This is a genomic window from Promicromonospora sp. NPDC023805, assembly GCF_040639635.1.
Taxonomy (GTDB): Bacteria; Actinomycetota; Actinomycetes; order Actinomycetales; family Cellulomonadaceae; genus Promicromonospora.
In genome coordinates this window covers 110,608-124,295 of record NZ_JBFAAH010000010.1, presented here as the reverse complement: position 1 = coordinate 124,295, position 13,688 = coordinate 110,608, and the positions used below count along the sequence as shown (strand labels likewise).

Sequence of the window (13,688 nt, the reverse complement as noted above, 5' to 3'; positions counted from 1 at the left end):
ATGTCGATCATCCGAAACGGCCTCACCCGCAAGGCCCTCGCCGGCACCGCGCTGGCAGCACTGCTGCTCGTCGGCAGCGCGGTCGCCGTCCCGACCGCAGCCACCGCCGCACCGGTGGTCGTCACCGACGAGGTCAACGGGACGGTGTTCCGGGCCAAGCTCGAGGCCTTGGGCGACGTTCTCATCGGGCACACCAAGAAGCCCACGCAGATCGCCCCCTTCGACATCCGGTACTCCGTGGCGCTCGGCACCGAGGGTGGGATCGTGACCGACGTCAGCGCGGCGCAGCTCACGCTCCAGCGGGTCGGTAGCAACAGCACGCGCCGCTACCCGGTGTCGTTCGACGACGGCCTCCGGATCTGGGGAGGCATCGAGCTCCCGTCGACCTCCGTCCCCGGGAAGTACGACGTCGGCCTGGAGGTCACTGCCACGGTGAAGCGCGGCAGCCAGGTCACCACGCACACGGTGGACGTGCCGAGGGTCAAGCAGGTGCTGCTGCGTCGCGACACCATCGTCAAGGCCGAGATCTCCAACCCGGACGACACCCACGGGGAGCCCAGCACGCTGACGGGCCAGGTCAAGCGGCTGCGGGTCCAGTACCCGACCGGCATCGGCAGCTACAACATGGCGGGCGGCGTCACCGTGCGGATCTACCACGCGACGGGCCCCTTCGACGAGGACAAGGCGACCTACATCAAGTCCGTCAAGACAAACGGTGCCGGGCAGTTCACCACCACCGTCCGCGCCAAGGCCGGCTACTGGAAGATCGTTCCGGTCGGGAACGACCAGTACGTCTGGGGCCACGCGTTCGCCTCACAGGGTCCCGTCTGCAGCTGCTGACCTTCGCCTCAACACGTCAGACCCACAGGCCACTCGGGCGGCCTGTGGGTCTGACCCGTACCGGGGCAATCGCTGGCTCGCGATGGAGTACCGCTGCGCCTCCTGCAAACCTCACCCGCTCCTGTCCTCATCGGTTCCGTCCTCCCGACCGTACTGAGCAATGACGGACGCCGAACCCGGCACCGGACGGCCAGCACGCAGCGGCGTGCAGCACCAAGGGGATGAAGAAATGTCGATCATCAGGAACGGCCTCACCCGAAAGGCTCTCGCCGGCACCACGTTGGCGGCACTGCTGCTCGTCGGCGGCGCGGTCGCCGTCCCGACCACAGCCACCGCCGCACCGGTGGTCGTCAGCGACGAGGTCAACGGGACCGTGTTCCGGGCCAAGCTCGAGGCCAAGGGCGACGTGCTCATGGGCCACACCACGAAGCCGAGGCAGATCGACCCGTTCGACGTGCAGTGGGCTGTGGCCCTCGGCACCGAGGGCGGGATCGTGACCGACGTCGACGACGCGTACCTCACGCTCCAGCGGGTCGGGAGCGACAGCACGCGCCGCTACACGCTGTCGTTCGACGAGGACCTCCGGATCGGCGGGACGGTGGAGCTCCCGCCGACGGTCATCCCGGGTGCCTACGACGTCGGCCTGGAGGTCACCGCCAAGGTCAAGCGCGGTGGCCAGGTCACTACGCACTCCGTGGACGTGCGCAGCATCAAGCAGGTGCAACTGCGCCGCGAGACGATCCTCTCCGATTACGCGATCTCCAACTCGCAGGACACCCACGGCGAGCCCGGCACGCTGACGGGCCAGGTCAAGCGGCTGCGGGTCCAGTACCCGACCGGCATCGGCAGCTACAACATGGCGGGTGGCGTCACGGTCCGGATCTACCACCACGCCAGCCCCTACACCGAGGACGCAACCTACATCACGTCCGTCAAGACGAACGGCGCGGGTAGGTTCACCGTCCCGATCCGCGCCAAGCAGGGCTACTGGAACTTCGTCGTGGTCGGCAACGCCCAGTACACCTGGACGAAGGACGCCATCGCTCAGGGCGTCACCTGCGGGTGCTGAGCCTCGTCCGGCACGCCAGGCCCACAGGCCCACCCAGGTGACCTGTGGGCCTGGCGCATGCCGCGGCCCTGGCGCCGGGGTCGGCGCCGGGCAGGTCCATCGACAGGACGATCAAACCGCCGCGCGGCCGATCAGCCCCGCGCGTTCGAGCAGGTCCAGAGCCGGCCGGTGCTTGTTGAACGTGTACACGTGCACGCCGGGGGCACCGGCGTCGAGCACGTCGCGCGCGAGGGTCGTGGAGTACTCGAGGCCGCGCTCGTGCTGGGCCTCGGGGTCGACCTCGCCGCCGGGCCCCGTGAGCCGGTCGAGCTCTCGCAGGAGGTCGGCCGGCGCCGCGACGCCCGTGAGCTCCTCGACGCGGCGCAGGCGACGGGCCTCCGTGGCGGGCAGGATCCCGGCGAGGATCGGGATGGTCACCCCCGCCGAACGAGCCGACTCCACGAACCCGGTATAGGACTCGGCCCGGTAGAAGAACTGGGTGATCGCGAAGCTCGCGCCCGCCTCCTGCTTCTCCAGGAGCCGCCGCACCTCCTGCTCGCGCGTGGTGCCGGCCCCGGGGTTGCCGTCCGGGAACGTCGCGACGGCGATGGTGAGCGGACGCGCCGCGGACCGCAGGGCGGTGCTGGCGTCCGCCGCACAACGACGTTCATCCACCTGCCGCAGCAGCCGGACCAGGTCGATGCTGGAACGCACGTCGTCGTCCGCGGGACGCCAGTCCGGCTCGTCGCGCGGCGGGTCCCCCCGCAGCGCGAGGAACGACCGCACGCCGGCGTCGAGGAACTCGTCGATCACCTCGGACACGTCCTCGCGGGACGCACCCACGCAGGTCAGGTGGGCCACCGGCAGCACAGGCGTGCCCCTGAGCAGCGTGGCGAGCACCTCGCGCGACGTCGCTCGGTCGCCACCCGCGGCGCCGTACGTGACGGACACGAAGTCCGGACGGGCCGCCACGAGGCGCTGTGCCGTCTCCCAGAAGTTCGGTGCGGCGTCGGGCCGGCGCGGTGGCATGAGCTCGAACGACACCGTGGGGCGGTGCGGATGTACCTCGGCGACCATGGCTGCTCCATCGAACCTGGCGTGAGCACCTTACGTCCTCACGCCACGGCCTCGAGGCAGGAAGTCGGCAGGTTGCTGCGGTGTCAGGGAGCCAGGACTCTCGACCGCTCTGGATGGGTTCGCCACCATGCTAAGCGAATGTCCACCACTGGGACAGAATTCGTCCGACGGTCGAGACGACCCGGCTCACCGACTGCGCGCGCCGAGCTCGCTTACTTCACCGACCCAGCCACCAGGCCGCCCACCAGCCGCTTCTCGATGGCCATGAACAGGATGACAACGGGCACGATCGCCACGATGGACACCCCGAACACGTAGTGCCACGACGTCTCGTACTGACCCACGAACTTCGTCAGCGCCACGGACAGCGGCTGGTTGCCGGCCGTCGACAGCAGCACCAGCGACGCCGCGAACTCGTTCCAGGACGCGACGAACGTGAACACCACTGCCGTCACGATCCCGGGCCACACCAGTGGCAGGTTGATCTTCGTCAGGACGGTGAACGTGCCGGCGCCGTCGATCTGCGCGGCCTCGTCGACCTCCTTCGGGATGCTCGCGAAGAAGCTGTGCATGATCCAGACCGCGAACGACAGGTTGAACGCCGCGTTGACCAGGATCATCGCGGCCCACGTATCGAGAATCCCGAGGGCGATGAACTGGCGGAACAGGCCCGACGTCAGCACCGCCGGCTGCACCATCTGGGTCACGATCACGAGGAACAGGAACACTAGCCGGCCGGGGAACCGGAACCGCGCCGTGTAGTACGCGGCGGGCAGCGCGACGGCGAGCACGAGCAGCGTGGCGCACAGCGAGATCACCAGGGTGGAGATCAGGTTCTGCAGCAGCGGCGTCTCGGGCGTGGCCCACATCGTGACGTAGTTCTCCCAGTGCCACTCCGTGGGGAAGTAGGTGGGGTCGACCGACCTGATCTCGGCCTTGGTCTTCACCGAGCCGAAGAACATGATCAGGTACGGCAGCATGAACACCACCAGCACCACGAGGCCTGCGAACATGCGCAGCAGCAGGGACCCGATCGGTACCTGGTCCGCCGTGTACTTCCGCACGCGCTTCCGGTCGTCCGACGGCGGCCGGGTCGCCTTGCGCGGCGCGGTCGCCGATGCGGTGGTCACGGTCATCAGACCTCCTCGAGGGGGCGGACGACCCGCACGTAGATGGCGACGATCCCGATGACCACCAGGAACGCGATGACGGACAGCGCGCTGGCCAGGTCGATCTGCCGCTGGTTCTGCATGTACTTGAAGATCATGGTCATCACGGTGTCGGCGTCGTAGCCGGGGATGGACCCCGTCATGACGCGCAGGATCGGCAGCGAGTTGAACACGTTGATGATGTTGATCAGCACCGCCACCGAGACCGCACCCCGCAGCTGCGGGAGCACCACGCTGAAGTAGGTGCGCAGCCCGCTGGCGCCGTCGATGCGCGCGGCCTCGACGGTCTCGCCGGGAACGGTCTGCAGGCCGGCCAGGATCGTGTAGGTCGTGAACGGCAGCGACACGAACACGGCGACCACTATCGCCCACGCGAACGCGGTCTCGGGATGCCGGGTCCAGCCGTAGCCCTCGGGTGTGTCGATCAGGCCGATGTCCACGAGGAACGAGTTGATGATGCCGAAGTACGGCTCCAGGCCGTAGTGCACCACCAGCGTGGTCATGACCACGCTGGCGGCCCACGGCACGATCACGGCCATGCGCACCAGGCGACGCCCGGGGAACGCCTTGTTCAGCAGCGCCGCGAGGGCGAGCGACCCGATCAGGGTGCAGGCCACGACGACGACCACCCAGATGACGGTCCGCCCGAGGATCGGCCAGAAGTACTGGAAGCCGACCACCGTCGCGAAGTTCGCGAGGCCTACGCCCCCGTCATCCACGCCGCTCTGACTGATGTCGCGGGTCGAGTTCCAGAACATCAGGCCTACCGGGAACAGGACCACTGCCGCAATGAGTGCGACCGCGGGCCCGATCCATGGCAGGGCCTTCAGAAGGTCCTTCACCAGGTTCCTCGTGCTTTCGGTTCAGCGTCGGATGTCGTCGACGCGTGCTTGCGTAGAGCGGTCAGCGCCAGGCGTCAGCCGGCGTCGACCTGTCCCTGGATCTCGGCGAGCACGTCCTCGGCGGACTTGTCGCTGTCGAGCTGGCCGAAGTTGGCCTTGAACGCAGAGTCAGCCGTCTGCCAGGCCGGGTTGGTGCTCGGGTAGAACTGCGCGTCCGGCAGCACCTCGAGGAACGGGGCGAGCGCCTCGTCGTCGGCCAGCTGCTCGGAGCCCGACAGGGTGGTGGGCAGGAAGCCCTCGCCCTGGACCCACGGGACGTAGACGTCGGCGGTGTAGAGGTAGTCGAAGAAGGCAGTGATGGCCTCCTGCTTGTCACCGTCGTTCTGGAACGCCATGAGGTGGTCGGCCACACCGAGCGTGAACGGGCTGCCGTCCTCGGTGGGGATGGGGTGGATCGAGTACTCGAGGTCCGGGTTGTCCGACTCGATCTGGCCCACGCTCGGCGGCAGACCGATCTGCATGCCGATCTTGCCCTGGACGAAGATGTCGAAGAGCGGGCTGCGGTCGGTCGCACCGGCGTCGGCCTGCGTGGCGCCAGCGGAGATCATCGTCTTGATGAACTCGGCGCCCACCGCGTTCTCCGGGGTGTCGATGGTGATGGCCTCGGAGTCACCGAAGCTGCCGCCACCGCCCCAGAGCCACACGGCCGCCTCGGCCTGCGCCTCCTCGGAACCGAGCGGCATGCCGTAGCCGGCCACACCGCCGCCGAGCTCGGAGACCTTCGTAGCGGACTCGAGCAGCTCGTCCCACGTGGCGGGGACCTCGGCGCCTGCCTCCTCGAGGAGCGCGTCGTTGACGAACAGCGCACGGGCCGAGGCGATCCACGGCAGGCCGTACGTGGTGTCGCCGACCGCGGCGTTCTCCAGGAACGTCGGCTGGAAGTCGGCGTAGGTCTCGTCGGAGGTGACGTCCTCGACCGGGTACAGCAGCTCGTCCGCTGCGAAGCCGGCGAAGGGGCCGCCGTTGTAGATGTCCGGGGCCTCGCCGCCCTGGATCTTGGTGGCGATCACGGACTCGAGGTTGTCCCACGACTCGACCTGCAGGTTCACGTCGATGTCCGGGTTGGTCTCCTCGAACCCGGCGATCACGTCCTCCCACAGGCCCTGGGACGCGTCGGAGTAGCTGGGAACGAGCAGGTCGAGGGTGGTCGCACCGCCGTCCGCGCCGTCGTCCGACCCGGACCCGCCGAACCCGCAGGCCGTCAGGCCGGTCGTCGTGGCGAGCGTGATCACGAGGATCCCGCCGAGCCTCCTGTACTGCGCCATTGCTGCTCCTTGGGCTTGTCCTGCTCGTTCGTGGTGCAGGTCACGTTTTCACTTGCCCCTTAATCTGTCAAGGGTTCTAACAAACCTGTGACATACGGGTGACAGCGTGTCCCGGAGCGGCCCGCGAGGCCAGTGGAGAAGCCAAAAGAAGGGCCGCAGCACACGGCTGCGACCCTTCTTCAACACGCCCTCGGGGCTCGTGTCGTACGTGCCTACCGCTCGGTGGCGCCGATCATCGGCAGCCCGAACGACAGGCCGACGGCAAGGATTCCGGCGACGAACAGGTAGGGCGCCGACGGTCCCTGGTCCGCTCCACCGACAGCGATCAGCGCGAACCCGCCGAGGAAGAGCGCGAAGCACATGATCGCGCGTACCAGCAGGGTCGCCGTGGGCTCCTGCTTCTGCCTACGGGCCACTTCGAAGTCACTCATGAGCCAAATCTACCGCCCTGCCGACTCCTCCTCACGGTCGGCTCGCGGATCGGCGCAGTGCTCGCTCGTTCCGGCGCGGTTCGTGGCCGGTGACCACGGCTACGCCGACGCCATCGAGATCGAGGTGGGTGACATCTCCGGAAATTTCTATGGCCTTGCCGACGCGCGGCGGAGTGCTCGCCGGGGGTTTCGGAGCCGTCGGCACGGCGCTGTCGCGTGGCGTGTCCTGCGGTCGAAGTACGGTCGGGCCGCGGCGCCGAATTCTGGGCGCACCGGTAAGGCGGCGGTGATTTCGCAGGTCAGCGGGTTGGCCAAGATTCCGTGGGACACGGCCGACAACGTCGCCGACCCACCTCGTGGCATCCCCGGTCCTTCTCGGACCCCGGACGGGATGTTCAACGGGAGCACCGCGCGGCGAGCCCATGACCCGACGCAGGGAGTGTGCAGGGCGTCCGAACCCCATCGGTGTTCGCTGAGCGCGAAACATGGGCGAGTTCGGGTGACACTACGATGCGTCCGTGGCAAACACGTCCCCCGCCTTCGACCAACGTCCTGCCCGTGTGCGCACGGACTGGGGCATCTCCGGCGCACTCGCCCTCACCGCCACGGATGCGCGCGCGTCTCTCGTGGTCGTCGTGGACGTGCTCTCCTTCTCCACCACCGTCACCGTCGCGTGCGAACAGGGCGCCGGGGTGTACCCGTTCCCGTACCACGATCCTGCGGGTGCGGCCCGGCTCGCGCGCACCATGCGCGCGGCCCTCGCAGGCCCGCGGTGGGAGGACGGCATCAGCATCTCCCCCGCGTCGCTGCAGGACCTCGACGCCGAACGCCTCGTCATCCCCTCGCCCAGCGCGGCGCAGATCTGCCACACCATCGCCAACCGGGGTGCCCTCATCGTCGCGGGCAGCCTGCGCAACGCGAAGGCGGTGGCCGGCCTCGCTGCCGCACACCTGGACGCGTCGGAGAAGCACGACGTCGTGCTGGTCCCCGTGGGCGAACGGTGGCCCGACGACACGTTGCGCCCCGCGCTCGAGGACTACCTTGCCGTCGGTGCCATCGCGACGCGGCTCACGACGATGCTGCCCAAGGTCAGCATCTCGCCGGAGACCGCGGCGACGATCACCCTCTGGAAGGGCACCAAGGACACCATGGACACGGTGGGCGGGACCGCGAGCGGTCGCGAGCTGCTCGACTCCGGGTTCGCCGACGACGTCACGATCGCCACGGCGGTCGACGTCACCGATGTGGTGCCGGTGCTGATGGACGGCGCGTTCGTACCCCTCGGTCACCGGGTCGCGGCGGCTCGTAACCGCAGGAACGTCTCAGCCGGCGCGCACTGACCCGTCCGGCCCGAGGTGCCTGTGCAGGGCCGTGACGATCTGGACGTCCCCGTCCAGCCACGGGACGTCGTCCAGCTCGGCGGCCGTCAGCCAGCGCAGCTCGTCGTGGTCCTCCAGCGGTTCGGGCGCGCCGTCCTGCAGCTGCACGAACCAGACCCGCATACGGTGCTTGCTGGTGATCGGCCACACCCCGCCGTCCGGCCCCGGGAGCTCGGCGCCCATGGCCACCGTCACGCCGAGCTCCTCGTCGAGCTCACGGTGCAGCGCGGAGAGATGGTCCTCGCCCGGCTCCACCTTGCCACCGGGAAACTCCCAGCGGCCGGCGAGCGCCGCCGGAGCAGAGCGGCGGGCGGCGAGCAGCCGGGTGGGGCGGTTCAGGTCGTCCACGATCGCCGCGGCGACCACGTTGATGAGGGGCTCCTGCATGCGGAGCAGTCTCCCACCCGAAGATACCGACGGCGGGTCGTGATGACCCGCCGACGACTTCCCGGACACAGAACGACGACGGCGCCTCTGGGGAGTGGCGCCGTCGTCGGGTGTGCTGTGTGTCAGTCAGCGAGCTGGAACTCGTTCGCCTTGGCAATCGCCTCCGCACGCGAGGACACGCCGAGCTTGCGGTAGACGCTACGGACCTGCGTCTTCACCGTGTTACGGGTGACGTACAGGCGTCGAGCGATCTGCTCGAGTGTGGCGTCCTCGGTGAGGTTCGCCAGGATGACCCGCTCACGGCGGGTGAGGCTGGGCACACGGTGGTCAAGGGTCATTACGCTCATGATCGGTTTCCTCCACACAGCGGCCGGTTCTGGGGTTCCGGCCTACGGTTGCTGCTATGGGGTTAAGTGCCCCGCATGGAGTTCATGACGCAGTTCTGACGCAAGTTTTCGACTGTTACCGTTCCGATACCGAAGCCGCCCCCCAGATGCACACAAGGGTGACCTGAGGGGCGGTTCGACGGCGGCCTCCGCGGGCCCCGGAAGTCAGCTTCCGGTGTGCGCGGCGTACTCCGCGGCGGTGAGCAGCTCGCCCGCCCCGGTCACCTCTACCTTGAAGAGCCAGCCCTTGCCGTAGGGGTCCTTGTTCACGATCTCGGGGTTCTCCACGGCCTCGGTGTTGACCTCGGTGATGGTGCCGCTGACCGGTGAGTACAGCTCGGACACGGACTTCGTGGACTCGATCTCGCCCACCACGGCGCCGGCCTCGACGGTGGCGCCCACCTCGGGCAGCTCCAGGTAGACGACGTCACCGAGCGCGTCGGCCGCGACGTCGGTCACGCCGATGACGGCGGGGGTGGAACCGTCGAGCCACTCGTGCTCGGTGGTGTACTTCAGGTTCTCGGGGAAGTCGGCCATGACAGCTCCTTGCGGGATCGGGGGTTCAGTTCTGAGGACGACGGTAGAACGGCATGGGCACGACCACGAACGGTTCGGCCCGCCCGCGGACGTCGACGGCGAGCTCCGTGCCCTCCGCCGACACCTCCGGCGTCACGTACGCCATCGCGACCGGGTAGCCGAGCGTGGGCGACGGCGCCCCGGAGGTGACCTTGCCGACCACCGTTCCGGGGGTGGTGCCCTCGGCCCTCAGCACGACGTCGTAGTCGGCGCGCGCCGGGCGCTTGCCCTCGCCCCGCAGCCCGACGAGCACGCGGGCCGGCGCCGACTCCTTGCGCGCTGCCAGGGCGTCGCGGCCGACGAAGGGGAGCGGCGTGCCGTCGTCGGACACCTTGTCGAGGCGCACCACGCGCCCCATCCCCGCCTCGAAGGGCGTGGTGGTGGTGTCGAGCTCGTGGCCGTAGAGCGGCATGCCGGCCTCGAGACGCAGCGAGTCGCGCGCCGACAGGCCCGCCGGGACGAGGCCCAGCGGCTCACCGGCCGCGAGCAGCGCACGCCAGAGCGCGACGGCCTGGTCCGCCGGGACCCAGATCTCGAACCCGTCCTCGCCCGTGTACCCCGTGCGGCCCACGAGCACGGGCACGCCCTCGAAGCGCATGCGCATGCACGCGTAGTACTTGAGGTCGGCGAACGCGGTGCCGCCGGAGATCTCGGCGTCCTCCGCGAGGCCCGCCGTGGCGAGCATGATCTCGGTGGCCCGCGGACCCTGTACGGCGATCAGCGCCTGGCCCGCCTGGACGTCCTGGAGCGCGACGTCGAAGCCGGTGGTGCGCTCCCGCAGCTTCGCGAGGACGAGCTCCGCGTTCGAGGCGTTCGCGATGACCGAGTACTCGCCGGGAGCGAGGTGGTAGACGATCAGGTCGTCGAGCACGCTGCCGTCCTCGGCGCAGATCATCGAGTAGCGCGCACCCATCTCGCGGACCTTGGAGATGTACCCGACGAGCGCATGGTCGAGGAACGCGGCGGCGTCGGGACCGGTCACGTTGATGTTGCCCATGTGCGACAGGTCGAACAGGCCCGCGGCCTCGCGCACGGCGCGGTGCTCGGCCAGGTCGGACGTGTACCGCAGCGGCATGAGCCAGCCGCCGAACGGCGTCATCGAAGCTCCGAGCGCTACGTGCTCGTGGTGAAGCGGGGTGGTCTTGTCAGCCACGGTCACTCCTTGGTTGTCGGTCACTCGGCGTACGCCTCGACCGGCGGGCACGAGCAGACCAGGTTGCGGTCGCCCTTGGCACCGTCGATGCGGCGCACCGGCGGCCAGTACTTCCCGGCCCGCAGGCTCGCCACGGGGAACGCCGCGAGCTCGCGCGAGTACTGCTTGTCCCACACGTCGGTCATGAGCGACGCCGCGGTGTGCGGCGCCCCGCGCAGCGGCGAGTCCTCGGCGCTCCACCGGCCCGCCGCGACGGCGTCGATCTCGCCGCGGATGGCGATCATCGCGGCGATGAAGCGGTCCAGCTCCGCCAGGTCCTCCGACTCGGTCGGCTCCACCATCAGCGTGCCGGGCACCGGGAACGCCAGGGTGGGCGCGTGGAAGCCGTAGTCCATGAGCCGCTTCGAGACGTCCTCCGCGGTCACGCCGGTCTCGGCGGTGATCTTGCGGAGGTCGAGGATGCACTCGTGCGCGACCAGGCCGTTCGGGCCCGTGTACAGCACTGGGAAGTACGGGTTCAGGCGGCTCGCCACGTAGTTGGCGGTGAGGACGGCGGCCTTGGTCGCCTCGGTCAGCCCGTCCGGCCCCATGAGCGCCACGTAGGCGTACGAGATCGGGAGGATGCCGGCGGAGCCGTACCGCGTCGAGGCCACGGGGATGCCCGCCACACCGCCGCTGGCACTGGTCGAGACCCCCGGCGTCGGGTCGCCGGGAAGGAACGGCACCAGGTGCTCCGCCACCGCGACCGGGCCCACGCCCGGACCGCCGCCGCCGTGCGGGATGCAGAACGTCTTGTGCAGGTTCAGGTGCGAGACGTCGCCGCCGAACTCGCCCGGCCGGGCGAGCCCCACCAGCGCGTTGAGGTTGGCGCCGTCGATGTACACCTGGCCGCCGGCGTCGTGCACCAGGTCGCAGACCTCGCGCACGTGCTCCTCGTACACGCCGTGCGTGGACGGGTACGTGATCATGATGCCCGCCACCTGGGGGCCGTGCTGGTCCAGCTTGGCGCGCAGGTCGTCGAGCAGGATCTCGCCGTCGTCCGCCGTCGACACCACCACGACCCGCAGGCCCGCGAGCGCCGCCGAGGCAGCGTTCGTGCCGTGGGCCGACGCCGGGATCAGCACGATGTCGCGACCCCCTTCGCCGCGCGACGCGTGGTAGCCCTTGATCGCGAGCAGGCCCGCGAACTCGCCCTGGCTGCCCGCGTTGGGCTGGAGGGAGACGGCCGCGTAGCCCGTGATCTCTGCGAGCTGCTGCTCCAGCGCGGTGACCAGCTCCGTGTAGCCCTGGGTCTGGTCGACGGGCGCGTACGGGTGGATGTCCGCGAAGCCGGGCCAGGAGATGGCCTCCATCTCGGCGGTGGCGTTGAGCTTCATGGTGCAGGAGCCCAGCGGGATCATCGTGCGGTCCAGTGCGAGGTCCTTGTCGGAGAGCTTGCGCAGGTACCGGAGCATGCTCGTCTCGGAGCGGTGGGTGTGGAAGATCGGGTGCTGGAGGAACTTGGTCGTCCGGGTCACGTCCGCGGGCAGGTCTGCACCGGTGGTCGAGCCTGTCGGGACTCCACCCAGCAGCTGAGCGACGGCGACGACGTCCTGGGCGGTCGTCGTCTCGTCGAAGCTGATCTGGAGGTGGTCCTCGTCCGGGACGAAGAGGTTGTAGCCCGCCTCTGCTGCGGCGCGCGCGAGCTCCTGGGCCTTGCCGGGGACGACCGCGCGGACCGTGTCGAAGAAGGTGTAGTGCTCTATCTCCACGCCCGCTGACCGCAGCGCTCCCGCCAGGCTGGCCGCGTGCTGGTGGACGCGGGTCGCTATCGCCTTCAGGCCGTCCGGGCCGTGGTAGACCGCGTACATGCTGGCCACGATGGCCAGCAGGGCCTGGGCCGTGCAGATGTTGCTCGTGGCCTTCTCGCGACGGATGTGCTGCTCGCGGGTGGCCAGGGCGAGTCGGTAGCCGGGGGCGCCGTCGACGTCGATCGAGACGCCGACGAGACGGCCGGGGAGCTGGCGTTCCAGACCCTTCTTGACCGCCATGTAGGCGGCGTGCGGGCCGCCGTAGAAGAGGGGGACGCCGAAGCGCTGCGCCGAACCGACCGAGATGTCGGCGCCGAGCTCACCCGGGCTCACCAGGAGCGTGAGGGCGAGCATGTCGGTCGCGACGGTCACGAGCGCACCGGCGGCCTTGGCCTCGGCGATCACGCCGCGCGCGTCGAGCACGCGGCCCGATGCACCGGCCTGCTGGACCACGAGACCGACCAGCTCGCCCGGCGGAAGCTCGGCCGGAAGGCCGGCGCGCAGGCCATCGGTGAGGTCGGCCACGACTACCGGGAGGCCTATCGCCTCGGCGCGACCCCGGGCCACCGCGAGCGACTGCCCGAACAGGTCGGCGTCGAGGACCACGTACCCCTCCTTGGCCCGCGACGCGCGCCACATCAGGGCGACGGCCTCGGCGACGGCGCTCGCCTCGTCGAGCAGGGAGGCGTTCGCGATCTCGAGCCCGGTGAGGTCCTCGACGGCGGTCTGGAAGTTGAGGAGCGCCTCGAGCCGGCCCTGGCTGATCTCCGGCTGGTAGGGCGTGTAGGCCGTGTACCAGGCGGGCGACTCGAGCACGTTGCGGCGGATGACGGCGGGCGTGTGCGTTCCGTAGAAGCCCTGGCCGATCATCTGGGTCTTCACCTGGTTCTTGCCGGCCAGCTCACGCAGGTGGGCGAGCACCTCGGGCTCCGTGCGGGCGGCCGGCAGGTTCAGCGGCACCTGGCTGCGGATCGCCTTGGGCACGGCCCGGTCGACGAGCGTGTCCATGGTGTCGATGCCCAGCTGGTCCAGCATGGTGCTGACCTCGCGGCCGCGAGGGCCGAGATGCCGGTCGGCAAAGACGTCGGGGTGGTAAGGCGTGCTCACGGCGGGCTCCTGGCTGTCCGAGGGCGTGGGGACGACTGCGGTCCCTCCCCGCTCTGTCATCCGACACCCTGCCCACCCGGGGCGTGCGTCTACCTGAGAGTTTTGCCGGTCCGTCGTGCTCCGCCCGGAATCCGGGAGGAGGGCGGGACGCGCCGGCTTGCACCGTCGGTGGAGCCCC

At 69.6% G+C, this 13,688-nt stretch carries 13 protein-coding genes; 3 read left to right on the top strand and 10 right to left on the bottom strand.

Annotated elements, in window-relative coordinates:
• Positions 1–840: a hypothetical protein gene (locus AB0F70_RS12410; RefSeq protein WP_357448258.1), complete on the top strand. Its 840-nt coding sequence runs from the start codon at positions 1–3 to the stop codon at positions 838–840.
• Positions 841–1,069: 229 nt separating this feature from the next.
• Positions 1,070–1,909, top strand: coding sequence for a hypothetical protein (locus AB0F70_RS12405; protein ID WP_357448256.1), 840 nt, complete (start codon positions 1,070–1,072; stop codon positions 1,907–1,909).
• A 111-nt stretch (positions 1,910–2,020) separates the two neighbouring features.
• On the opposite strand, the gene AB0F70_RS12400 is transcribed toward AB0F70_RS12405, so the two are convergent.
• The 5 genes from AB0F70_RS12400 to AB0F70_RS12380 form a co-directional block, all read right to left on the bottom strand.
• Entirely contained in the window at positions 2,021–2,965 is a 945-nt protein-coding gene (locus tag AB0F70_RS12400; RefSeq protein ID WP_357448254.1) for a methylenetetrahydrofolate reductase, read from the bottom strand.
• A 212-nt stretch (positions 2,966–3,177) separates the two neighbouring features.
• Positions 3,178–4,101, bottom strand: a complete 924-nt coding sequence (locus AB0F70_RS12395; protein WP_357448252.1) for a carbohydrate ABC transporter permease — start codon at positions 4,099–4,101, stop codon at positions 3,178–3,180.
• Positions 4,101–4,976: a sugar ABC transporter permease gene (locus AB0F70_RS12390; protein ID WP_357448250.1), complete on the bottom strand. Its 876-nt coding sequence runs from the start codon at positions 4,974–4,976 to the stop codon at positions 4,101–4,103. The genes AB0F70_RS12395 and AB0F70_RS12390 overlap by 1 nt, the downstream gene beginning before the upstream one ends.
• Positions 4,977–5,050: 74 nt before the next feature.
• On the bottom strand, positions 5,051–6,301 hold the full coding sequence (locus AB0F70_RS12385; protein WP_357448248.1) for an extracellular solute-binding protein: 1,251 nt from the start codon (positions 6,299–6,301) through the stop codon (positions 5,051–5,053).
• Positions 6,302–6,513: 212 nt separating this feature from the next.
• Positions 6,514–6,732: a hypothetical protein gene (locus AB0F70_RS12380; protein ID WP_357448246.1), complete on the bottom strand. Its 219-nt coding sequence runs from the start codon at positions 6,730–6,732 to the stop codon at positions 6,514–6,516.
• A 518-nt stretch (positions 6,733–7,250) separates the two neighbouring features.
• Here AB0F70_RS12380 and AB0F70_RS12375 point away from each other — a divergent pair.
• The gene (locus AB0F70_RS12375) at positions 7,251–8,072 is read left to right on the top strand and encodes a 2-phosphosulfolactate phosphatase (RefSeq protein ID WP_357448244.1); all 822 of its coding nucleotides are present in this window, start codon (positions 7,251–7,253) and stop codon (positions 8,070–8,072) included.
• On the opposite strand, the gene AB0F70_RS12370 is transcribed toward AB0F70_RS12375, so the two are convergent.
• From AB0F70_RS12370 to gcvP, 5 genes are all read right to left on the bottom strand, one after another.
• Positions 8,055–8,498 carry a (deoxy)nucleoside triphosphate pyrophosphohydrolase gene (locus tag AB0F70_RS12370; protein ID WP_357448242.1) on the bottom strand — a complete coding sequence of 148 codons (444 nt, stop codon included), beginning with the start codon at positions 8,496–8,498 and terminating at the stop codon, positions 8,055–8,057. The genes AB0F70_RS12375 and AB0F70_RS12370 overlap by 18 nt on opposite strands.
• 122 nt (positions 8,499–8,620) lie before the next feature.
• On the bottom strand, positions 8,621–8,845 hold the full coding sequence (locus AB0F70_RS12365; RefSeq protein WP_357448240.1) for a helix-turn-helix transcriptional regulator: 225 nt from the start codon (positions 8,843–8,845) through the stop codon (positions 8,621–8,623).
• Between the two features lie 204 nt (positions 8,846–9,049).
• The gene (gene gcvH, locus AB0F70_RS12360; protein WP_357448238.1) at positions 9,050–9,421 is read right to left on the bottom strand and encodes a glycine cleavage system protein GcvH; all 372 of its coding nucleotides are present in this window, start codon (positions 9,419–9,421) and stop codon (positions 9,050–9,052) included.
• Positions 9,422–9,446: 25 nt separating this feature from the next.
• Positions 9,447–10,613 carry a glycine cleavage system aminomethyltransferase GcvT gene (gene gcvT, locus AB0F70_RS12355; RefSeq protein WP_357448236.1) on the bottom strand — a complete coding sequence of 389 codons (1,167 nt, stop codon included), beginning with the start codon at positions 10,611–10,613 and terminating at the stop codon, positions 9,447–9,449.
• Between the two features lie 20 nt (positions 10,614–10,633).
• Positions 10,634–13,510, bottom strand: a complete 2,877-nt coding sequence (gene gcvP / locus AB0F70_RS12350; RefSeq protein ID WP_357448234.1) for an aminomethyl-transferring glycine dehydrogenase — start codon at positions 13,508–13,510, stop codon at positions 10,634–10,636.
• Positions 13,511–13,688: the final 178 nt, after the last annotated feature.

Coding starts and splice junctions, on each gene's coding strand:
- AB0F70_RS12400 (WP_357448254.1), bottom strand. CDS start 2,965: ATGGTCGCCGAGGTACATCCGCACCGCCCCACGGTGTCGTTCGAGCTC.
- AB0F70_RS12380 (WP_357448246.1), bottom strand. CDS start 6,732: ATGAGTGACTTCGAAGTGGCCCGTAGGCAGAAGCAGGAGCCCACGGCG.
- AB0F70_RS12370 (WP_357448242.1), bottom strand. CDS start 8,498: ATGCAGGAGCCCCTCATCAACGTGGTCGCCGCGGCGATCGTGGACGAC.
- AB0F70_RS12395 (WP_357448252.1), bottom strand. CDS start 4,101: ATGACCGTGACCACCGCATCGGCGACCGCGCCGCGCAAGGCGACCCGG.
- gcvH (WP_357448238.1), bottom strand. CDS start 9,421: ATGGCCGACTTCCCCGAGAACCTGAAGTACACCACCGAGCACGAGTGG.
- AB0F70_RS12410 (WP_357448258.1), top strand. CDS start 1: ATGTCGATCATCCGAAACGGCCTCACCCGCAAGGCCCTCGCCGGCACC.
- AB0F70_RS12365 (WP_357448240.1), bottom strand. CDS start 8,845: ATGAGCGTAATGACCCTTGACCACCGTGTGCCCAGCCTCACCCGCCGT.
- AB0F70_RS12405 (WP_357448256.1), top strand. CDS start 1,070: ATGTCGATCATCAGGAACGGCCTCACCCGAAAGGCTCTCGCCGGCACC.
- AB0F70_RS12385 (WP_357448248.1), bottom strand. CDS start 6,301: ATGGCGCAGTACAGGAGGCTCGGCGGGATCCTCGTGATCACGCTCGCC.